This is a genomic window from Dyadobacter sp. BE31 (assembly GCF_031457695.1).
In the GTDB taxonomy this organism is placed as follows: domain Bacteria; phylum Bacteroidota; class Bacteroidia; order Cytophagales; family Spirosomataceae; genus Dyadobacter.
The window spans coordinates 934,243-956,522 of sequence record NZ_JAVDXA010000002.1 but is presented as its reverse complement, the minus strand read 5'-3'; the positions used below and the strand labels follow the sequence as shown (position 1 = coordinate 956,522).

At 53.5% G+C, this 22,280-nt stretch carries 15 protein-coding genes; 5 read left to right on the top strand and 10 right to left on the bottom strand.

Annotation, left to right across the window (positions count from 1 at the left end):
* Positions 1 to 33: 33 nt before the first annotated feature.
* Positions 34 to 879 (top strand): AraC family transcriptional regulator, encoded by an 846-nt coding sequence (locus J2Y43_RS12565; protein WP_309982974.1) that lies wholly within the window; start codon positions 34 to 36, stop codon positions 877 to 879.
* A gap of 70 nt (positions 880 to 949) precedes the next feature.
* The gene (locus tag J2Y43_RS12560) at positions 950 to 1,600 is read left to right on the top strand and encodes an HD domain-containing protein (RefSeq protein ID WP_309982971.1); all 651 of its coding nucleotides are present in this window, start codon (positions 950 to 952) and stop codon (positions 1,598 to 1,600) included.
* Between the two features lie 19 nt (positions 1,601 to 1,619).
* On the opposite strand, the gene J2Y43_RS12555 is transcribed toward J2Y43_RS12560, so the two are convergent.
* The 5 genes from J2Y43_RS12555 to J2Y43_RS12535 all read right to left on the bottom strand — a co-directional run bounded on the left by J2Y43_RS12555 (position 1,620) and on the right by J2Y43_RS12535 (position 10,702).
* Positions 1,620 to 2,693, bottom strand: a complete 1,074-nt coding sequence (locus J2Y43_RS12555; protein ID WP_309982970.1) for a nitronate monooxygenase — start codon at positions 2,691 to 2,693, stop codon at positions 1,620 to 1,622.
* Between the two features lie 91 nt (positions 2,694 to 2,784).
* Positions 2,785 to 3,363 carry a Crp/Fnr family transcriptional regulator gene (locus J2Y43_RS12550; protein WP_309982967.1) on the bottom strand — a complete coding sequence of 193 codons (579 nt, stop codon included), beginning with the start codon at positions 3,361 to 3,363 and terminating at the stop codon, positions 2,785 to 2,787.
* Between the two features lie 50 nt (positions 3,364 to 3,413).
* Complete coding sequence (locus tag J2Y43_RS12545; protein WP_309982964.1) at positions 3,414 to 5,906, bottom strand: hypothetical protein; 2,493 nt, start codon at positions 5,904 to 5,906, stop codon at positions 3,414 to 3,416.
* 42 nt (positions 5,907 to 5,948) lie between these two features.
* A complete protein-coding gene (locus J2Y43_RS12540; protein ID WP_309982962.1) occupies positions 5,949 to 7,619 on the bottom strand; it encodes a RagB/SusD family nutrient uptake outer membrane protein in 1,671 nt (556 codons plus the stop codon).
* Between the two features lie 23 nt (positions 7,620 to 7,642).
* Positions 7,643 to 10,702 carry a TonB-dependent receptor gene (locus J2Y43_RS12535; protein ID WP_309982960.1) on the bottom strand — a complete coding sequence of 1,020 codons (3,060 nt, stop codon included), beginning with the start codon at positions 10,700 to 10,702 and terminating at the stop codon, positions 7,643 to 7,645.
* Between the two features lie 185 nt (positions 10,703 to 10,887).
* Between J2Y43_RS12535 and J2Y43_RS12530 the strand changes: the two genes are divergently transcribed.
* Positions 10,888 to 12,219, top strand: a complete 1,332-nt coding sequence (locus tag J2Y43_RS12530) for a hypothetical protein (RefSeq protein ID WP_309982959.1) — start codon at positions 10,888 to 10,890, stop codon at positions 12,217 to 12,219.
* Positions 12,220 to 12,225: 6 nt separating this feature from the next.
* Here the strand turns inward: J2Y43_RS12530 and J2Y43_RS12525 are convergent, their stop codons facing one another.
* Positions 12,226 to 13,101 (bottom strand): DUF4349 domain-containing protein, encoded by an 876-nt coding sequence (locus J2Y43_RS12525; protein WP_309982956.1) that lies wholly within the window; start codon positions 13,099 to 13,101, stop codon positions 12,226 to 12,228.
* Positions 13,102 to 13,179: 78 nt separating this feature from the next.
* On the opposite strand from J2Y43_RS12525, the gene J2Y43_RS12520 reads away from it, so the two are divergent.
* On the top strand, positions 13,180 to 13,317 hold the full coding sequence (locus J2Y43_RS12520) for a hypothetical protein (protein ID WP_309982954.1): 138 nt from the start codon (positions 13,180 to 13,182) through the stop codon (positions 13,315 to 13,317).
* Positions 13,318 to 13,648: 331 nt separating this feature from the next.
* Positions 13,649 to 14,713 carry a ribosome small subunit-dependent GTPase A gene (gene rsgA / locus J2Y43_RS12515; RefSeq protein ID WP_309982952.1) on the top strand — a complete coding sequence of 355 codons (1,065 nt, stop codon included), beginning with the start codon at positions 13,649 to 13,651 and terminating at the stop codon, positions 14,711 to 14,713.
* Positions 14,714 to 14,873: 160 nt separating this feature from the next.
* On the opposite strand, the gene J2Y43_RS12510 is transcribed toward rsgA, so the two are convergent.
* The 4 genes from J2Y43_RS12510 to J2Y43_RS12495 all read right to left on the bottom strand — a co-directional run bounded on the left by J2Y43_RS12510 (position 14,874) and on the right by J2Y43_RS12495 (position 22,122).
* A complete protein-coding gene (locus tag J2Y43_RS12510; RefSeq protein WP_309982950.1) occupies positions 14,874 to 16,658 on the bottom strand; it encodes a RagB/SusD family nutrient uptake outer membrane protein in 1,785 nt (594 codons plus the stop codon).
* Between the two features lie 19 nt (positions 16,659 to 16,677).
* Positions 16,678 to 20,160, bottom strand: coding sequence for a TonB-dependent receptor (locus tag J2Y43_RS12505; RefSeq protein WP_309982948.1), 3,483 nt, complete (start codon positions 20,158 to 20,160; stop codon positions 16,678 to 16,680).
* A gap of 290 nt (positions 20,161 to 20,450) precedes the next feature.
* On the bottom strand, positions 20,451 to 21,437 hold the full coding sequence (locus tag J2Y43_RS12500; RefSeq protein WP_309982946.1) for a FecR domain-containing protein: 987 nt from the start codon (positions 21,435 to 21,437) through the stop codon (positions 20,451 to 20,453).
* A gap of 103 nt (positions 21,438 to 21,540) precedes the next feature.
* Positions 21,541 to 22,122 carry a sigma-70 family RNA polymerase sigma factor gene (locus J2Y43_RS12495; protein WP_309982944.1) on the bottom strand — a complete coding sequence of 194 codons (582 nt, stop codon included), beginning with the start codon at positions 22,120 to 22,122 and terminating at the stop codon, positions 21,541 to 21,543.
* Positions 22,123 to 22,280: the final 158 nt, after the last annotated feature.

Here is a 22,280-nt window from a genome sequence, read left to right as displayed (position 1 = left end):
TTCGTTTTTCCATGTTAGCTATACCGGCATTGTATGGAACTCATATTTGAAAAGGACATTCAAGACTCATTTCGCATCAGCCATTTTATGCACACCGGGATAACCGGGCAAATACCGGAACGCCTCTCCTACCACCGGATCCTTTTTGTAGAAGAAGGCTCCGGTGTGGTCGAAATTGACGATGCACGGTTTGAACTGGCAGAGAAGACGCTTTTCCTGCTATCGAAAGGCCAACTCTGCCGCTTTCCCGAAAAAAGCACAATTACCGGCTATGAGCTGTGTTTTGGGGATTGTTTCTGGGAAAAGGCGCCGGGCAGCGCGAGTAACTGCAAGGCTGTTTTGTTCAACAATGCTGCGGAAAATCAGCGGCTGCCTCTCAATGACTCCGCTCTTTCTGAACTCAATTTCCTGTTTCGATCACTACACCATGAATTTGAAACAAGGGATTACGTCAACAAGCTCGACGCGCTGGCGGCTTATCTGAAAATCATCATGATCAAAATCGCGAACATCAATGCGGAAGCCGGAGCGGGTTTTGATACTCATGAAAAACAGGCGTACCGGGCTTTCATCGAGCTCGTGAGCCGGAAATACCGCGAAATGCACGAGGTCGCCGAATATGCCGGGGAGCTGAATATATCGGCCAGGCGGCTTTCGGATATTTGCAAGCGCTGTGCGGGCAAGGGTGCGAAAGAGCTCATTAACGGGCAGCTGGTGGCCGAGGCGAAACGGTCGTTGCAGTTTTCGTCGCAGCCGGTGAAGGAAATTGCCTACCACCTGCATTTCAGCACGCCTGAGCAGTTCAGCCATTTTTTCAAGAAGAATGCCATGATGTCCCCGCAGGATTACCGCGCGCGCTTCGTCAATTTTGGCAGGTGATCCGCGGAATCTGACATTCCCCGGTGCTGCGGGCAGGCCTAATTTTGTGGAAACAAAAAAACACAAAATCATGTCTACCAACACATTGCAAACCATCGCGGGCATCCGCATACCCGATAGTAAACTGGCCAACGACGCCACCGACCTACTTCTCGAACACGGTACCGAATTTATCTACAACCATTCATTGCGGGTATTCCTATTCGCCTCGCTGAACGGCAACCGGGAAAAGACGGTGTACGATCCTGAATTGCTTTACATCAGCGCCGTTTTCCACGACCTGGGGCTGGTACCGCATTACAGCAGCCCCGACATGCGCTTCGAAGTGGACGGTGCCAATGCCGCCCGCGATTTCCTGAAAAGCAACGGGTTACCCAAAGAGTCGATGCAGCTCGTGTGGGACGCCATTGCCCTGCACACGACCATCGGCGTGGCTGAGTACAAGGAGCCGGAAGTGGCGCTGCTGTATTCCGGCGTCGGCCTCGATGTAATGGGCGAAGGTTACGAGCAGCTCAGCGCAGCCGACCGCGAGGCGATCGTCGCTGCATTCCCTCGTAATGATTTCAAAAACAGGATCATACCCACATTTTTCTCAGGCTTCGCGCACAAAACAGGGACCACATTCGGCAACATCAAAGCCGATGTATGCGCCTACATGATCCCCAATTTCGAACGTAAGAATTTCTGCGACTGCATTTTACACTCACCTTGGAGCGAATAGCGGCGGTCGGGTATTGTGATTATTTCAAATAGCCGGGTACTTCCTCGACAATCGTTTCAAACAGCTTTTTCGCGCTGGTATGCTTCAATACCGGCGCGATCTGTCCTCCCCAGAACATGATCAGGTCGTATTGCTGCTTTTCGGTGGCGGCTTTGCGAAGCGGCACGATAAACTGGTTTTGCAAAGGGAACGGCAGCAGTTCGTCGTTACGCCCGGCAATGGATTCGGTGTAGCGGCTGCGGATACCACGGCCCAGGCGGCCCGTCGAAACCTTCGTCAATGTGGTGTAACGCGCTGCGTCCGAATGCAGGAGATTGCGATGGTATTCACTTGCCCCGGACTCTTCGGTAGCGAGGAATGCCGTGCCGATTTGCACGCCCTCCGCCCCGAGGGTGAATGCGGCTGCGACGCCGCGGGCATCGGCAATGCCACCGGCCGCTACTACCGGTGTTTTTACTTTTTCACGAATCTGCTGCACGAGTACGAACGTGCCCGTGAGCGATGCCTCGGGAGATTCCAGGAACGACGGCCGGTGACCGCCGGCTTCAAAACCGGACGCGATAATCACATCCACACCGGCATTGTCCAGTGCAATCGCTTCATCGAGCGTGGTAGCATTGCCGATGAGCTTAATGCCTTTTTTGCGAAAATCTTCCAGGATAGTGGGAGAAGGAAGGCCGAAAATAAAGCTGAAAACCGGAGGTTTGGCAGTCAGCAATGCATCGACCTGATTCTCGAAACGGGATGGATAAGCTTTGGGCTTTGCCGGCAACGGTGCCCCGACTTCGTCGAAAAACGGTTTTACGAGCGCAGCGGCTTTTGCAAATTGTTCGTCCGAAACTTCCCCGGCAGGAAAGTCACTGTCGGAAATCCAGAGGTTAATGTTATAGGGTTTGTCGGTAGCCTGTTTCAGCTCCTTGTCCAGTGCTATAATTTCGTCGGGGGTGAGCATGTAAGCACCGTATCCACCCATTCCACCCAGGTTCGAAACCGTGGAAACGAGTTTCACCGAGGAAAGGTTGCCCCCGAACGGGCCTTGCAATATCGGATAGTCGATTCCCAGCACGCGGGAAACATTGGTTTGATTCCACATAATCCAGGTTAGCGGGCAGTAAGTGAAACCCGCTACGCAAATTAAGCAGAGAAAACGATCGGTCTTATGTGACTTACATCACAATTTTGTGTCAGCGCGATGAATGGTAAAGCCGGCTCAAAGTCTCGCGCGACACGCCCAGGTAGGAAGCGATAAGGTGCTTCGGCACGAGCTGGAACAGGGTCGGATATTGTGCCAGGAGGTCTTCATACCGCTTTTTGGTATCGTTGGTCATCAATGAAAGGAGCCTCCTTTGCGATGCCGCGTAACCGCGGTTGGTTCGCCAACGAAAAAAATGCCCGATTGCTTCGATTTCGTGGCAAATCTTCTCGCGGTCGTCCGCGGATATGGACAAAACCTCGGCATTGGCCACGCAATCCACGATCACAGCGGCCGGGTGCCGGTTGTACAACGCATCATAATCCGATGCCCACCAGGTCGGCATGGCGAATTGCAGGATGGTCATCCTCAGCTCGTCGTTCATGAAGTAGGTTTTAAGGCAACCACTCAGCACGAAATACTCCCGCGTCACCGCGTCGCCTTCACGGATCAGCATTTGCCCTTTCCTGAACGATTCGTGTTTGAAGCAAGCATAAAAACCGTCGAACTGCGCATCGGTCAGTTCGACGGTTTTGGTAATATGGTCTTTCAGGATTTGCCGGGCGTCCATTGCGGGTCTGTTTCAGTCCTGAAATATAAAAGTTTACCACAAATTATGGCTCATTGGTAATCGAGCCAGGCTGTGGCCTTGCAAGCCTTATCCGTTTTGAACCTTACCCAGCGGGCAGAGAAATTCTTCGGGAATGGGAAGGAAACTATCTGTCCGGGCTTCACTGTGAACGTTTTATAGGCCATCCACGGTCCGTTACCCACCGGATCGGCTTCGAGCGTAAAAGTCACGGCTTCCTTCGCATTGTGAGAAAGTTTCAGACTCTTTTGATCATAAAAACCAATCAAATAAGGATCTGAATGCGCGCCGGCCTGCACCTGCGTATCTTTCCAGGGGCCGCCGTGGCCGGTGGGTTTGCCTAGTTTCCACAGGTCGTCGATCGCGCCGGCCCATACGGCCGCCTTTTTGTCAGCCGAAACAATGATATGCTCGCTATTTTGCATCGATTTCGGGTCGATCCCCGTCATGACCAGCAAACCGCGGTAGGATGCATAGTCATGAATGCGGAGATTGTGCGAAGAAACCGGGCGGATTTTGGCATAACCATCGGCATTCTCGGCAGGCAGCTCATAAAATGTACCGTGGCAGTTGAAAAGATCACGCTCCGTGGCCACCTCGCGGCAAATGCGCAGCGAGGCCTGGTTGGTGAGGCCTGTGAAAGCCTCATTACCCAGCGGTAACCGCCACCGGCGGCCTTTGTCGTCGACCACAAGCACGGATGATGCGTCCACGGTCACGACTTGTTTAGGAATAGCAAATTTGGTTTTGATAAACGAATGCATTGCCGCATCCTCCTGGCGGTTGAGCTTCATATTGCGATCGAGCTCGTAATAACCGACCTCCCCCGGCTTTGCACCGCTGAAATCCTGCGCAGCCAATCCCAGTACCCGCCGATTGTCTCCCAAGCCATACAACAGCCCCCCGCGGCTGGCCACCGAACCGGCATTGCTGAGTCCTTTGAAAATCGCATCCGGCGTACCTGCACGGCGGTCGTCGGAAGTATAGGTAAAATGAACCGTTGCCCGGGTAGCATTGTCGGGCCGCACACGTACCCATTCGCCCGACTCTGCATTGCTGAAATCCGCGTTGAGGGCCATATTCGGGCCTACATTCACCGTTTTCAGCACCGACCATTCTCCATTTCCCTTTTTATCCACTTCAAATACAAAGCGCGTTTCGCGCTCGCTCTCGTTGCGAATCCACACCGCACGGTGCGCCCATCCTGCAAACAGGAACGGCTCCGAGTTTTGTCCGGCTTTCACTACCTCGTTCAGCCACACCGAACCTTCGGCCGAATTAGGACCAAGCTGGTCGGGCAGGTTAAGGGGTGTAAACCAAAGATTGGAATTGGATTGTCCGGGGCCTTCTATCCCACCCTTGGCTTTGCGTTTGTTCAAAAACTCGCGCTGGGCCGAATCGTCGCAACCGAAAACGAGGCGCTCGTTCCAGCGGGTGAAATCACCGATCACTTTCAGGTAAGCCGTGCGCGGACGAATGCCGCCGCTGTTGTGCGAATTGAATTGCCCCGGAAACTTCCAGAACATGCCGTGCATGGTCATCAGGTAATCGGGCTGTTGCGCGGTGCCTACGTCGCGGATGCGCGGCCATTCGGTATTCCAGCCGTGGGCGCCATCGTAGGCGTGGCTGGCTTTGGGCAGGCGGTAGAAGCTCCATTTACCATGATCGCGCACTCCCACCAGCACCGATTTGTGGTCCCAGCCGGTGGCCCATATCGGGTCGGTGGCGGGGTTGCGGTTGCCGTAAATACCGCCTGGACCCGTAACTTCCACAAACTGGTTGCGGCGAACCACCTTCCAATTCTTTCCATCCCATTCCGACAATGAGCCCGACTCGATATCGAACTGTATCTCGGCCTTCCGCCCCGGTTCGCCGTTGTTGGAGTACACCGCCACGCCCTGGCCCGAGTAAAAACCCTTCCCGTGCGTACCCGGAAGCAGGCCTTTGGTTTGGTAGGTCGCCTTGTCGGTTTCCTTGTCGCGGTCGATGTTGCCGTCCTCATAGAGCATTTTAGGCGTAAGTGTTTTCACATCCACTTCATAAAAACCCTCTTCCATCGTTCCGTAAAGGATCTTTCCGGCTGGGTCGGTCAGGTGGCGGGCATTGCCTGTGTGGCGGCCGGGCATATCCATCCCCGGCTTGCCTTTGTAAGGTATCGTGCGTACCTCGCCTCTGCTGTCGATGGCGTAAGGCCCGATAAATAGCTGGTTGCTTTCCCGGTGGATCATCCGGTTGGCCGGCGTGCCGCCGATACTTTCGGGGCGCACGGTCTGTTTGAGGTCGGCGCTGATCTCGTACAGCTTATCCGACGAGCCGAATGGCAGGTGCGGACCGTAGGTAATCGCCCACAGCTTCCCGGCCCAGGGCACAACGGCACCTGTGCCGCATTCCCCCTCATTGTTGTACATGGCCAAATGCGGGTAAATACCGCTGTATGAAGGCTGCTTCGGGGTTTGTGCCGCCACCGGCAGGGCGATACTCATCACGGAACCGGCCACAAACGCCCACATACGATTTCTCTTCATCGAAAGACTCATAGGTTTGATAATCAACTGGAAAATATAGAATTAATATCCGGCATTCTGTGTGATGTTCGGGTTCACACGCCGCTCTACGGCCGGGATGGGCCAGAGGTACTGTCGCGATTTGTCGAAACTGCGCTGGGAAAGCGCTTTCACATCCGTACCAAAGCCCGAATAGTCGGCCAGGCCGTCGTCGTCGAGCGGGGTAACGCCCGGGAAGGGCCATTTGGCCCGGTTCTGCGCCACCGGGTCTGGTAAGCCGACGACAGGCGTCGACAATGCCTTTTCGGCCAGCTTCCAGCGGATCAGGTCCATATACCGCAGTCCTTCGCGCGGGAACTCCACGCGGCGCTCGCGACGCAGCACTTTGCGCAATGCGGCAGCATTGGTAACGGCAATGGCGGGATAAGCCGCGGTTTGGTCCACACTAACACCATAAGCACGCGCCCTGACGAGGTTAACAGCGTTCAAAACGCTTTCATCGATCTCTCCGAGCTCTATTTTAGCCTCTGCGTACGTGAGGAGCATTTCGGCGTAGCGGATCACGATGGCATCGTTGTCTTCTACGAGCCGGTCGGGCCACGTCTGGTCGATGCCTTTTTTCCAAAGCAGCCCCGTGAAGCTCGCAAATGCGGCCACGGCACGGGTATCTTTGTTGGGTACCCGCCGGTTCTCCTTCGAACTGAACACTGTTAGGGAATCCGGGTGCGGCATGTAATTGTAGCCGAGCCATTGCGTGTTGAACTCCACAATGGTCGCCGTCAGCCGCGGGTCGCGGTTCTTGAAAGGGGTCTTCGGGTCGTACAATGCCGACTCGTCGATCGGCTTCCCGTCCGTGCATTCGTAGGCGTCCATCATGTCACGCGTGGGCAGTTGTGCGCCGTACCCGCCCGCATTACGCGAGATATTGTCCTGCACATATCCCGCACCATTGAAAACCTGCTGTTTTTCGTCGCGCGGCACGCTGATGATCAGCTCCTTGCTCGTCTCCCCGGCTTTCAAAAAGAGCTGCGAATAGCTGCTGTGTAATGCGTAAACGCCCAGGTCCATCACCGCTTTCGAGGCATCGCGGGCGAGCTGCCATTTGCCTGTGTACAATGCCGTGCGTGCCTTGATCGCCAGCGCGGCACCTTTCGTCAGCCTCTTCGTTTCGGATGCTCCGTAGGAAACGGGCAGGTTGGCGATGGCGAAATCGAGCTCGTCGAACACAAATTGCAGGACCTCCGCCTGGTTCTTGCGGGCAATGCCATAGGATTCCTCCAACGCCACGGGTTCAGTCAGCAGCGGCACGTCGCCGAAATGGGTGACCAGCCGGGAATACTGGTAGGCGCGTATCAAACGCATTTCCGCTTCCAGGCGCAGCATTACGGCGGCCGGTGTGTTCGCAGCGGCACGCTCTTTGTTGGCAATAAACGAATTGACGCGGGCTATGGCTTTATAGGAATTGAGCCAGAAAGTCTGCACGCCTGCGTCATCGGCGTTCATTGTGCCGCCGATCACGGCGTTGGTCAGTTGCCCGCGGTGCCACTCGTTATCGCTGAACAGCTCGTTGTCGTTGCCCCAGAATGCAAGGCGGTACAAATCGTTCACGGCGAGTTCCAGCTCGGTCTGGTTCGAATAAAATGTGCCCGTGGAAGCTTCCGACAGCGGATTAAGGTCCAGGGTATGGCAGCTCGTCGCCCCGGCGAGGAGCATCAGGAATAGGGTCTTTTTCATGTGTTATCAATCAAATAGGGTTACTAAAACCGGATGGTGGCACCAGCCATGAAAGTGGCGACGATCGGGTACGAATAGCTGCCCGATTCCGGATCGAGGTATTTGGGGAATTTGCTGAGCGAGAATACGTCGTTGGCCGAAAGATAAAGCCGCAGCGATTGCACGCCGGTCTTTTTCAGCACGTCCTGTTTCAGGGTGTAGCCCATTGTGATGTTTTTCAGGCGGAAATAGGCACCGCTCATCAGCCAGTAGTCGGAAAGCGCATAGTTGGCGGCATTGGATGTTCTCGAAAGCCTTGGATAAGTCGCTTTCAGGTTCTGATCGGGTGTATTGTTGTTGCTCCAAAACTTTCCTATCATTTCCGACGGCATATTGCCAAATGCCTCAGCGAACGGTTGGGTAACCTCTGAGCTCAGCCGCGACAGCTTTTTGGCAACGCCCTGAAACGTCACACCCACGTCAAAACCCTCGTAATCGGCCCGCAGGTTACCGCCGTACAGGTAACGCGGCAACGCGCCCCCGAGCAGCACCTTGTCGTCGGTCGTGATCTTGCCGTCCTGGTTCACATCCACGTACCGCACATCACCCGGTTTGGTAGTCACATTCAGCACCGGCGCTCCTTTGATTTCGTCCATCGTTTGGAATAACCCATTTGAAATATACCCGAACCATTCGTTGTACTGGCTCCCATTGCGGACGATCTGGTCGCCACGGAACTCGGTACCCTTCAAATCACCGACGGTCGATTTCGCATCCGACAGGTTCGCCGAAACCGAGTAATTGAGCTTATTAATGCGGTCGCGCCAGCCTAGTTCCAGTTCCCAGCCGCGTACGTTCAGCGTTCCGGCATTCTGGTTGGGCTTGTCATAACCCATGTAAAGCGGGATATCGAGCGGCAGGAGAATGTTGGTCGTCGTCTTTTTGTAATAATCGGCTGCCAATGTGAGGCGGTCGTTCAGGAACGAGGCATCCAGGCCGATATCTGCTGTACGACTGGTTTCCCAGCTGATATTTTCAACCGCATACACCTGCTGCGCACCACCTGTGAGCGGCACCACGCCGCCGTTTTGGTAAAACAATGCGGTAGAGAAATCGATTGTGGCCATATAGGGATAATAGGCCGGGTTACCATCCTTGTCGAGCAGGCGCTCGTTACCGGCCTCACCCCACGAGCCGCGGAGTTTCAGGAACGACAGCCAGCGCGTGCTTTTGAGGAACTGCTCTTCTGAAACTGTCCAACCAGCCGAAACCGACGGGTAAATGGCCTTCCGGTATTGGGATGCAAACCGCGACGAAAGATCCGAACGGAGGTTTCCCTGGATGAAGTACTTGCTTTTGAAATTGTACTGCAACCGACCGAAGAATGAATGCAGACCCGATTCATTCGCGCTGCCATTATTATCGCGCAGCTCTGTCGAGCCCGAATTGAGGTAGGGAAAGCCCGTCAATGCAAACCCGCTGCGCGAGGCGCCCAGCGATTCGAGCGAGCGGTAGTTTTCCTCAAAACCCGCCAGGATATCAATCGAATGGGCATTGTTAAACTCCCTGGCATAGTTTGCGAGCACCTGACCGTTGATCGTCACACCCTCCGACCGGCCTTCGGTCAGCACCGTCCGTGCCTGATTCATGACCGTACCCACAGTGCCGTCCGGATTGGTGAAACGGATCTGCTTGGAAAAGTATTTGGTTTTATCAAAATCGAACACGGGGGCTACCAGGGCTGTCAATGTGAGGCCGTTCACCGGTTTGTAGTTGAACTGCATCCGGCCACCGATCTGGTTGTACAAGCCTCTGGAAAAACCTCCCTGGCGGATCTGCGCCAACGGGTTACGGCCGTCCTTACCCACCGCGAAGTTGCCGTTTTGATACACATCGTCGTAAATAGGGGGCATAATACGCGCCTCGTAAATTGGGTTGTAAGCGCTGCTGGGAAGCTCGTTGGCATTACCTTTGTTGGTGGTCCTTTTGTAAAAAACATCCAGGTTCACGCTGATTTTGTCGTTCACCTGCATATCGTTATTCACCCGGAACAGGTAGCGGTCGTACGAACGGTTATCATAGAACGCACCCGAGCTTGCATATCCCAGAGATGCTTTTGTTTTGATTTTTCCGGTGCCCATGGTGAAAACGAGGTCGTGGCGCTGACGCGGCGCGCTCTTGCGCGTGAGGATCGCCTTTTGCCAATCGGTATTCGGAAAACGGTCGGGGTTTACGCGGTTGCTGTCGAGGTAGGATGCAATGTAGGCATCGGCAAACGGTCCGGCGGAAGCACCATCATTCACGGCCTGCTCATTGAAATACCGCATATAATCCTGCACACCCACATATTCGGGTGTGGCCGTGGCACGCTGCACGCCATATTCGTAGGTGTATTCAAGGCTCCCCTGCCCGCTTTTGGCGCGCTTGGTCGTGACCAGAATCACACCTGCCGCCCCGCGCGAGCCGTAGATCGCCGCCGACGCCGCGTCTTTCAGCACGGTAATGTTCTCGACATCGCCCGGGTTCACGTTATCAATGCTTGCCACGGGTACGCCATCGACGATCACCAGCGGGCTGTTCGTACCAATGGTGGTAATACCGCGAATGAGGATGCTCGAACCGGAGCCCGGTGCTCCGCTGCTGCGTGTGACCGAAACACCCGCCACGCTACCCTGTAATGCGTCCGACACCTGTAATGTCTGTCTTCCGCCCACGTCGCGCGCGCCGATCGAGGAAATGGCGCCGGTAAGGTCCTTCTTCTTCTGGGTGCCGTAGCCTACCACCACCACTTCCGACAAAGCATTATCACTTTGTTTGAGGGTCACATTCAGTTTTGTCTGGACACCGGGCGTAATGTCCTGACTTTGGTAACCCACAAATGAAAATGTGAGGGTGACGGCCTCGCCATCGGGCAATGCAAGCGTATAATCACCATTGGTATCTGTAACCGTTCCGCGCTGGGTACCTTTGATCACAATGCTTACGCCGGGCAGGTCTTTTGCGCCTTCGTCCGTTACTTTGCCCGTAAGCTGCCGTACTTGTGCCAGCAGCGGTCCCATCGAGGCAAGCAACAAGGCGCAGCCGAGTAGAATTTTTTGTCGCATATTTTTTTCCAATATTTAGGGTTTCAAGCTGTCCCGGGGCCCTGGGATTGCACAGATCAAAAATTTGAGTGAGCAAATATAAAATTGGACAATACGAGGATTTTCAAATGCGCTTAGCCAGTTCGCTATCCAAAATTATGGACAACCTAAAAAGCTGACATACAGAAGTTTATTGTATGATTACTATGGAGAATGGACAAGACAAGGCGAGCTCTTTAGACCTCCTCGATCACTGTTGTCAACTCGTGGCGGATACCTACGGCAAGCCCGACAGTTCGGAGTGGACGAACAGTGATTTCATCAGGCTTTGCAGCATCCTTTATAAAAAAACGCACGTGCAGATCAGCCCGAATACCCTGAAGAGGATTTTCGGGAAAATAAAAACGGATGCACGGTATTACCCACAGAAGGCCACGCGCGACGCATTGGCGCAATATGTAGGCTTTGCCGATTGGGATCAGTTCACCCTTGCGCAGTCGCGGCAGCAGATTGCACCGCTCCCCCACCGGCCCGAGGCCGAGCCTATTATTCGGCCGATGGAAGTGCCGATACAGCAGCCAACAGCGCGGAAACTGCCGGTAAGGAAGCTACTCATGGTTGCATTTGCGTTGATCGTCGTCGGTATTGCAGCCTGGCGGGGATTTCTTTTGTGGCAAAACGATAAGCCGGAGGTAACGTTGTTTTGTAAAAATCCGGAGGGAGATAACCCCCATTCGGCCGTTTTTGTGGTGCGGAATTTCAGGAACGTGGCCGACCTCGCCGATGAATACACGATTGAGTTCGGAGACGGTGAAAAAGTGCGTCTGAATGGCAAGGACAGCGTTTACTCAAACTATTATGAAGTACCTGGGCACTATCTGGCCATATTGAAAAAGGCTGGTGTGCCGCTGGATACCGTGCCCGTTTTCCTGCACACCAACGGCTGGACTGCCACTGCGAATATGATGTACGACACCACCCGCGTGTATCCCATTGAGGCACCGGGCCTTTTTTCTCAGGGATACAACAGCATCAGCGCCAGGGAAATAGCCCGCGCCGGCGTCGATACCAACCGGACGTTTTTTGTCGATTTCATCAATACCCACCTCACCGGCATCGACGGCGACAACTTCGAACTTCTGATCGACGTCAAAGCCTCGCCTCCGCGACCGGGTGTGCGTTGCTCACAGGTACGCGTGACGGTATTCGGGGATTCGTCCAATCACATGGTGGATGTTATGAAACCCGGCTGTGCGCATTGGAGTAAATTGCAATTTTCGGAGCTGCACAAAGACGGTCGCTCGGAAGGCCCCAACTTCCTCGGCGCCGACCTCACCACCGGCGGAACCGTCTCCATGAAGGTCGTGAACCGCCGGGCAACTTTGCTGATCAACGGCAGGGAGGTTTATAAAAACACTTACAAAAAGCCGCTAAGGCACATTTATGGGCTGGATATCATGTTTGCGGGTATCGGGACTGTGCGATCGGTGCGGTTACGGGATTTAAAAACGGGCAAACAGTTCGCGGGGAATTTTTAGCGATTGCTATTCCGATGATAACTCAGCCTTCTCCTTTTTCAGCGCTGCTTTTCTTCTTTTTCGCCACCATTTGATCGTCATTACTGTACCGATAGCCAACAACACAAATGGCCATACCGCCACTAACGTCACTGCGAATGCACGGAGATTCCCTACACCGCTCTTGAATGCGTCGGCGAGTTCAGTGAGAAATGGGTTCGCTGTGTCGATCGGTTTGTAGAAAACAATATGCAGCGTGGAGTACTTGATGTCCCCTTTCAGCTGCCGGAATTGCGCTTCGGTAGCTTCGATGTCCGTCCGGATTTCGCCTAGTTCTCTCTCTATTTCGAGGATTTCCTTCACCGTATTGGCTTTAACAAGCAATGCGCGATAGCGGTTTTCTATATCCTTCTTTGTTTTAAGCCTCGATTCCGTATCCACATATTGAGCCGTTACATCCTCGTTTGAAATCGATTTTTCCCGGAAATCAGTAACTCCCGCGGTCGCCGAAGCCAGAAATGTTTGGAAACGGGCCGCCGGCACGTGCACTACCATCGTGTAACTCACCGCATCGCCCCTGCGCTCCTCCTCGTCCCGGCTCACATAAGCCTTACTTGCCCTCACAGAGGCCATAATCGTTTTACGCGTTGCCTCCGCATCCTCGGTTTCGAATTCAATGCGGCCTGTTTTGATAAATTTCTTCTCGGTGAGTATTCCGCTTGCCGCTCCTGCCGGTTCTACATCCTCCTCCGCCGGTGCTACGACTACTTCAGCTGTTTCGTTTTTATCCTGTGGTGGCACTTCGACCTTCATCAAACTGACTTCTGAACTGTCTTCTTGCTTTGGCCCGCTGCATGCTGCGAGTGCCAAAAGCATGATCGAAATTGAAATAAGTCGTTTCATGGTTATTTTTATATTTAATTTTCTTGAATATATATTTGTAACTGATCAAATGCAACAGGGCTTGTATAAATATTTCATATGAAAAAAGATTACGACCAAACCAATGAGCGGCCGGTCCGCGGCGATGAAGGAAAGATCATCGCTACCAGCTTGATCCTCTTTATTGCGTCCACAATCCTTCGCTACCTCGGCCCCGACGGGGCCTCCTGTTTGTAGAATATAGATGGTACAATATTCATCCAGGCTTCGTAGGTGCCACCTCGCGTAGGCAGGCGGCACCACGGAGCCTTCCGTTGTTTGCAATTTTATGTGCTATAAACAGGGAGCTGCGGCTGGGCGTTCTCAAGAATAATTCCCCTATCTTTGTGCCCAATATGTCAAGGTCTGAAACTACATATCGCCCATCTGCTGACATTGCAGCCTGACGCCGGTCTTCTGAATTAACTTCTTTTCAGGACCCGCGATTTCCTACTGCTTTGATCTAAATTTTCTCCATGCTATGCGCGCGGACAGGCGATGTGCTGCTCATAGCTCAGACTTTACAACCATGACATCTCTAAATCAATACGGGTGGAATACCCATTTTGAACAACATTTCCATACTTACCAGGCACAAGGACTCGAAGCGGGCCGCGTTACGGCCATCGAAGGTTTCCGCCACAAGCTCATAACAGCCAGCGGCACGGCAGACGCTATGCTTTCAGGTGCACTTATGAACAGCGCCGACAACTGGGATTTGCCCAAAGTGGGCGACTGGGTCGCATTCAAATCCTATGACAATGAAGGGATTATCATTTCCGTACTACCGCGACTGAACGAACTGAGCCGCAAACTCCCCGGCCGTACCACCGAGAAACAGGTGATCGCAACCAATATCGACACCGCATTCATCGTGCAGGGCCTCGACCGCGACTTTAACCTCATGCGTTTACAGCGCTACATCGTGCAGATCATGCAATGCAACATCCGCCCGGTAGTGCTGCTTAATAAGCAAGACCTCGTGCCCTACCCGGAAAGTTACAGGCAGGAAGTGTTGGCGCTGGGTTACGATTGCCGGGTACTGCTGCTCAGCGCGACCGGCCAGGCGGGACTCGAACAATGGGCAAGCGAACAGTTGCTGCCAGGCAATACATATGTGCTCATCGGCTCCTCGGGCGTGGGGAAAAGCACGCTCGTCAATGCACTGCTGGGTTACCATTTGCAGGAAGAGGGCGCTGTGAGCAGCTTCAACCACAAAGGCAGGCACACGACAGTTTCGAGAAATCTCGTAATGCTGCCGTCCGGGGCGATGCTGATCGACTCGCCGGGAATGCGGGAATTCGGCGTTACGCTCGAAGCCGACGACCAGGGGATGCAGTATCATCCATTGCTGGCGGCACTTTCGGCCGAATGCCGGTTTCACGACTGTACGCACCAGCACGAGCCCGGGTGCGCGGTCGTGGCGGCGGTGCGCGAGGGCACGCTCCCGCGTGAGGTGTACGAAAGCTATCTGAAAATCAGTCGGGAGCAGGCGCATTACCAAACCGACTCAGTCGAGCGCAAGCGGGTTGAGCGGCAGTTTGGAAAGATAGCGAAGCAGGTGGTGCATTACAGAAAACAGCGGAAATATTAATGTAAAAGAAAAAGAGGAACTCGCCGCCCCTCTCTTTACTCAAACTACAATGAAATCATGTCCGGAGACCGGACGCTATTAAAAGCGTCCGGAACTCTGTTCTCTAATCATTTTGGCGTAGCCACCGAGTAAACGGTAGCTTCGGGGCTGAACCATTGGTTTAATAGCCGGGATTCTGAATAATCTTTTTATTCTGATCCACAACCGGTTGCGGTACGGGGTTCATGTACATTTTCTTGGTAAAAACGTGCGGGTGATTTAAACCCACCACTTCATACACCCATTTGCCTTTGTTATCAGCCGGCGAGGTATTGGTGATTTTCATCCCGTGGAAGTCCTTGTTCATGACATCCTCGGCTATCACCCAGCGAACGATGTCGTAAAACCGCTTGGCTTCGAAGCACAGCTCTACCCTGCGCTCCCGGCGGATGGCTTCGCGCATGGTTTCCTTCGTAAGACCGGCCGGAAGTTCGGGCAGGTTGGAACGTTTGCGGATCGCATTGATGGCCGAGTATACCGACGCATCGGGGCCAACTGCTTCGTTCTGAGCCTCTGCATAGTTCAGCAACACCTCCGCGTAACGGTAATACACATAATTCTGCCCGCTGGCGGCGCCCCCACGCGGCTTCAACGGGTTGATTTTCTTTTTGAAATAATAACCGGTATTACCCACGTCGTCGGTACCGAAATCGATCTGGTTTTTCGAAGGTCTTACCTTATCGATGCGGGTGTAAATGGTATCGACCTTGGCCATCCAGTCTTGCTTATAGGGCGCGCCGTCGTAAACGATGAAGTCATAAAAGCGCTTTTCGCGGTTTACGTAGGGGTTTTGCGGGTTGTAGCCGGAAGTCGGGTCGGAAATGGGCTTGCCGTTGGCCATCGCAAACTGGTCGACAAGCTCCTGCGTCGGGCAGTAATTGCCCCAGGTGTAGTACACGCCGTCAATCCACACCGGGCCGCCGTATTGCTCGTAGTTGGAGCCCATGATCACCGCCACCACCTGACGGTCCCAGATCACCTCGGAGTTGTACTCGTTTTTCTCCCACCAGAATGCATTGATATCCGGGAACAGTGCATATGTGCCGCCGTAAGTATCAATAAACTGCTTGTTGGTAGCCGCGGCCGTTGCCCAGCGTTTCGGGTCGAAATTTCCGAAGCCTACCAGCTTGTTCGGGTCGGCACCGGCTGCGGGTGTGGCCGCATTGAATGCCGGGCTCGCCACGTACAATTCTAGCCAGCCTTTGAGCGCGAGCGCTGCGCCGAGGGTAGCACGGCCGGCGTCGGCATCCCCATTGTTGTATTTAACAGGCAATGCTTTGTTCGCCACAATTTCGCCCAGCTCCTTGGTAATGAAATTGAATGTCTCTTCAAATGTGGCGCGGGAGCGGTAAAGCTCGGCCTCTTCCATCGTGTTGCGATCGAGCACTTCGGTAATGATCGGCAGACCGCCGAGGTGCATAAACATTTCGCTGTAATAATAGGCCCGCATAAACCGCACTTCGTCGATGCGTTTTTTGCGGTAAGCCTCCGAGAAGTTGGCCGAGTTTTCAGTCACTTTTTGAATGAACAGGTTGCATTTGCGGATTTTAAGAAATCCCGCAGCCCATGACGCATAATCGGTGGCATTGCCATTGGCGTGGTCCATCGGCGTGCCGTTGTTCACCGCCGGGTCCACGATGCCCTGCCGCCACGAATAGGACTTCCAATAGAAGCCCGCGTCGTTGTCGTCGGTGAAATTATCGAGGTTATCGGGCGAGTTCCATTTGTTGGAGAGCGCAGTGTAAATGTCGTTCAGAAACAGGTCGGCATTGCCTTCCGAGGCCCATTGCATGTCGTCGGTCAGGCGGCTTTTGATGTCGTTTTCGAGAAAATCCTCATTGCAGGATGTCGTGAAAAGGCTCACGCCGAGCATCGTAAATAATATGGTATGTCTTATTCTTTTCATTGGTTCAAAGTTTTCGAGATCAGAATGTCACATTAAGCCCAAACACGTATACTCTCTGGTTCGGATAGGCCGTTTCACGATCCGTGTAGCCTACTTCCGGGTCCATGAACTTCAACTTGCTGAACGTTAGCAGGTTTTGACCCGACGCATACACCCGCACATGCTGGATACCGATAGCACGTGTAAGGCTCTTAGGCAGCGTGTAGCCGATGATCGCGTTTTTGAGGCGCAAATGGGCCGTGCTCGTCATCCAGAAATCCGACAGCTGCGTGTTGTTTGCATAAGGTGCTTGCGTGGCGCGCGGGTAGCGGGCATCCTGCGTCTGCGGGGTCCAGCGGTTGTCGTAATACTCGTAGCTCGAATTACTGTTGTTGTTATTGAATGGAATGGTCTGGAACTGACGGATGTCGAGGCTTGCGAGCGACGAACCCTGGAAGAACAGGCTCAGGTCGAAGCCTTTCCAGTCGGCAGTGGCATTCAATCCGTAGGTAAGCAGCGGGTAAACCGGCTTGCCGATCATTACCTCATCATTCGAATCGATTTTACCGTCCGGTACCCCCTGCGGGCCGCTCACATCCACATAGCGAATGTCGCCCGGCCGCAATGCACCGAACTGCGTTACATTGTAGCCGTCGGCCGCATTGATAAGGCCGTCGTCATTCTTGTCGTCGTCGGTGGTGAACAATCCGTCGGTTTTATAGCCGAATTGCGTTCCCAGCGCTCGCCCGGTACGGCTGCGATTAGGATTGTTGCGCGTGGCTGCTGTTTCGAAAACCTTGATCATCTTGTTTTTAGCATAACTCACATTGCCGTTGATACCCAGCCGAAGGTCGTTCTGGAAGCGATAATTGGTACCGAGGCTCAATTCCACGCCGTTGTTTTCCATGATACCGCCATTCTCGTCGGCCAATGCCAGCCCGTACTCTACCGGCACACTCACAGCCGGCGGGAGCAGCATTCCCGTGCGTTTTTCGTGAAAGTAATCGGCCTCGATCGTCAGCAAACCACGCCACAGGGATGCTTCCAAACCGACATCAGTTTTAGTAGAAATCTCCCAGGTAATGTTCTTGTTAGCCTCGTTCGGCACTACCGCCCCCTGCACCATCGAGCCCGGCCCGAATGCGTAGGCATTGCCATTGAGGTTGTAGCCCGTCAGGTATTGAAACGCCGTACCCGCCAGGTTCCCCGATTTCCCCCACGACCCGCGTACTTTCAGGTTGTCGATCCAGTTGAAGCCATTTTTGAGAAAATTCTCTTCCGAAATCACCCAGCCTGCCGAGAATGCCGGGAAATACCCCCAGCGCTTGCCCGGCGCGAAGTAGTAGTGGCCGTCGTAACGCCCCGAAGCTTCGAGCAAGTACTTGCCTGCGTAGGCATAGCCCACGCGGTACACGTAGCCGATTTGGCTGCCGGTCGACGAGGTACCACCGTTGTCGAAATCGTTTTTGTTGGAACTACCCATATTCAGCTCGTCGACGTCCACGGCAAAGTTGTTGCGGCGTGCCGAAAACAGCTCGTAGGTATTGTTGCGGGCCTCCGCCACGATCAGACCGGTGAAATCGTGCTTACCGAATGTGTTGTGGTAGTTGAGGTAACCCTGGTAAGTAAATGTCTGGGTTTTGATAAACTGCTGCGCCAGCCAGGAGAATGCCGCCGCTCCCCCTTCCGCGGTGGAAATTTCGCGTTTATAGGTGTAGGGAGTGGTCGTTAAATCCTGGGTGTAGTAATAGAATGGCTTGTGGTAACCCTTCTTGGTGCGCTGAACAGGGTCATAGCTGAATGTACCCTTAACGCTCAGCCCTTTGATGAACGGCAGCTTTTGCTCGATAGCGATGGTCGTCAGCAAAGTGTTGTTGGAATTTTTGGTATAACCCGCATTCAAAACCCCTACCGGCGAGTTTCCCGCAAATTCTCCCCATAAACCATTGCTGTAATAAAGGGAACGGATCGGAATGTATTTGAATCCGTTGCGAAACAAGTTCCCCGCCGAAACCGCCGTATCCACCGACGATACCCGCTCGACCGAACCGATCAGCGAAAGCGAAACCGTGGTGGTTTTCGTTGCTTCGGCCGTCAGGTTCATATTATAGCTGTACCGCATGTATTTCACGGGGTCGAACATCCCGTTCTGTTTCAGAAAACCGAAACCCGTCTGGTATTTGATCCGCTCCGAACCTCCGCTCAGCTGCAAAGTGTAGTTCTGCATTGGCGCATTCATATTCACGAGGTCTTTCGTGTTGCTGATCGGGTATTTATCAGGGTTTTCTCGGTTCAGGTCCGTGTAATTTTCGACCAGGTCCGTCGCAAATGGCAATTGCGTGCCGGTGGGGTTTTCGTTCAGGTAAGCTTCGTTTTTGAGCCGCATATAATCCTGTGCGCTGAGCATTTTGGGATAATATGTGGGCGACTGCGAGCCATAGTAGGCACCGAATGATAACGTAGGCGCACCGGTGGCCCCTTTTTTGGTGGTGATGAGCAATACCCCGTTCGCACCGCCCAAGCCATACGGCGCCACCGCAGCGGCATCTTTCAGCACGGTTACGGTTTCAATGGAGCTGGGGTCGATCTGGTTGATATTGTCGCGAATGACGCCATCCACTACCACCAGCGGTTTGTTGTTCCCGGTGGTACCAATGCCCCGGATGTGTATTTCAGGCGAATCGGACCCGGGCTGGCCACCGTTCGGGCGCATACTTACCCCCGCCACGCGACCGGCGATCGAGCCGGAAACGTTCGGTACCGGGTTCTCCGCGATCTCGCTGCCTTTTACCGCCGCAATCGAACCCGTTAGCGTCGATTTCTTCTGGGTACCATAACCGACCACCACTATTTCGTCCAATGCTTTGGTATCGAGCTGCAATGCCACGGCGAGGTCGGTGCGGCTGCCTACAATTACTTCCTGCGAGAGGTAACCTACAAATGAAAAGATCAGCGTCGCATTGTCATCCGGCACATCGAGCTGAAATTTACCCGAAACGTCGGTGGTAGTACCGCGCTGGGTGCCTTTCAGGATAATGCTCACTCCGGGCAGCGGCTCATTTGTCTCGGGCGAAGTTACGGTTCCTTTGATCGTGCGATCGGCGGCTGCTACCATATTTCCGGTTGAACCAACCGCAGGTATTTCGCTGGTTTTCTTCGGCGCGCGGGAAAGGAGAATCTGGTTGTTGCGCACCCGGTAGTTGATGTCCAGCGGCAGCAGCAGGCGATCTAGCACGGCGAATAGCTTTTCCTGCCGGGCATCGATGCTCACGGTTTTTTGGAGGTTCACCAAGCCGCTGCTGTATGCAAATTTCACTTTCGTACCCTGTTCAAGCCGGGTGAGGGCCTCGTTGAGCGTGACATTTTTCAAGTCCAATGTCACATCACGGTTCAGCAGCTCCTGGGCCGGCGAATGGCTCGCCACAGCCACCACCGAGCAAATGCTGATCAATAGTAACTGATAAAAAGTCAGGCGCATGATATGGAGTAGCAATCTATGCCATGGATGAAAAGGTTTTTTCATAATTTTACGGTTGACCGGGTTAAAATTCAGACAATAGTTATCCTGCCAAGCCTGCCTTCGGGCGAGCCTGTGAACCGCACGTTCCGGGATGTTTTAGCCGGGCATTTCCATCAGGGGTGTCGCAACCACTCCTGATTTTTTTGTGGCTAAAAGTTGCTGGATGAGGGGAATCTATGTTTTCATGGAGTTTGTCAGGGGATTGATTTGGGAAGCTGTTTTGGATTGTTATGGGTGGTTATAGGTAGTCAAGGGTTGTCAGGTATGGTCATTTGAACTGGGGTTGACGGGCTTTAACGGCAACCTTGTCCTTTCAGTGTAATAGTTTCGCCTTCCATGCGGTAGGTACTTCCCAGCAGCGTGTCGATCATATCGAGGATCTCGGGCAGGCGTTGGTCGGTGAAATCCACTTTCAGGCGGCAGTCTGCCAGGCCGTCGTCCGCGAAACCGATTTTTACGTGGAAAGTCTGCATTAAGCGCTCCGCGACCTCTTTCATAGGCGTTTCGTTGAAAACCAGCGAGGCCGACTGCCACAGTTCTTTATCCGAATCCTTCTCCGCCACTTTCAGTACTTCCAGGTGTTTGCTTTTTGGCTCGAAAACCACCTCCTGTTCCGGCCGCAGCACTACCCGCTCTTTCATTTGCGCGTTGCCCACCTCCACACGGCCTGTCGCGACCGAAACCTTAACCGTACCCTCGCCCGGAATCGCCCGCACATTGAAACTGGTACCAAGTACCTTCGTTTGCAGATCACCGGTATGGATCACAAATGGCCGCGACGGATCTCGTTTCACTTCAAAAAAACCTTCGCCCGAAAACAATACCTCCCGGACTATAAAAGGATGGTCATGCGATATCTTAGCTCCGGGATGCAGCCAGACCACGGTACTATCGGGAAGCAAGTGCGGCAAAATTTTATGTTCTTCATTTACAAACGTGAGCACATCGCCATCAGGCTGCGCGGTTTGTTGCGCGATCTCTTCCTGTCTTTGGTATAAAAAATAAAGCAGTCCCAGACCCACTACAAACACCGCTGCAATGCGTCCGATGTAATGCCACAGGCCGTATACGGGTGTGGCAGGCTCGTCGCTTTTGCGCAATTCGGAGAGGTAGGTTTTGATGCGGTTATACAGCCGGTCCTGGTCCGCGTCCGTAAAGGGCTCATCGGCAGGCTCATCCAGCTGTTGGTACCATTCATTCACCAGGCGACGCTCTTCGTCCGAGCATTCATTCGCCAGGTATTTTTTAAGAGTTTCAGGAGATAACGGGGGCTTTTTCATTAGGTGTATTTTTTACACTTATTAGTCAACTAACAGTACAGTCATGGAAAAGCGGGAACAACCCTTACTCCAATAGGAATTTTTTTTCAAAAAATTGGATGCGTCAAATGATCGGAAGCATAAGTACCGCCAGTGCGATGTAGTCTTTCATTTCCACCCGGAGGATTTTCAGCGCCTTACTGATGTGCGCTTCCACCGTTTTCTCGGAAATCTCCATCAGCCCGGCGATTTCTTTGAGGCTGTACCCCTTGCGGCTCAGCGTAAACACCTCGCGGCATTTCTCGGGCAGTTTGAGCAGCGACTGCTCATAAAATTCATTGAGGGTGTTGAAATCGAGGTTCTCCGCCGTGACATTATCCGGCAGGAAATCCTCGTCATCGAGCGTGAGGACCTGCTTGCGCTGCTCCTGGTGATAGTAGTTGATAATGCAATGGCGGAGCGTGCCGTTGAGATAGGCCTGGATATTTTTTTGTATATCAAACTTATGGCGTCCGAGCCAGAACTTCACGAAAGTTTCCTGTACCAAATCCTCCGCGATCGCCTTCACGCCCGTCTTTCGGATGGCCGTATGCACGAGCAGCCGCACATTCCTGCGATACAACTCCCTGAATGCCAGTTCCTCGTCCTGCTCGCACACAAGCGTCATCAAGGCCTGTTCGGAATAGCTGCTGTATGGGTGGTTCACGGGCAAAGTGGTGGTAACAAGTTGAAAAAATGCAGGGAAACACTCGGTAAAGCGGAAGGTGTTTACAATTTAATGATATAAATCATAATAATTATCCATCATTAAAAAACAAAACCCCGCAGGGCAACCCAGACGGCTGTACCCTACGAGGTTTTGGA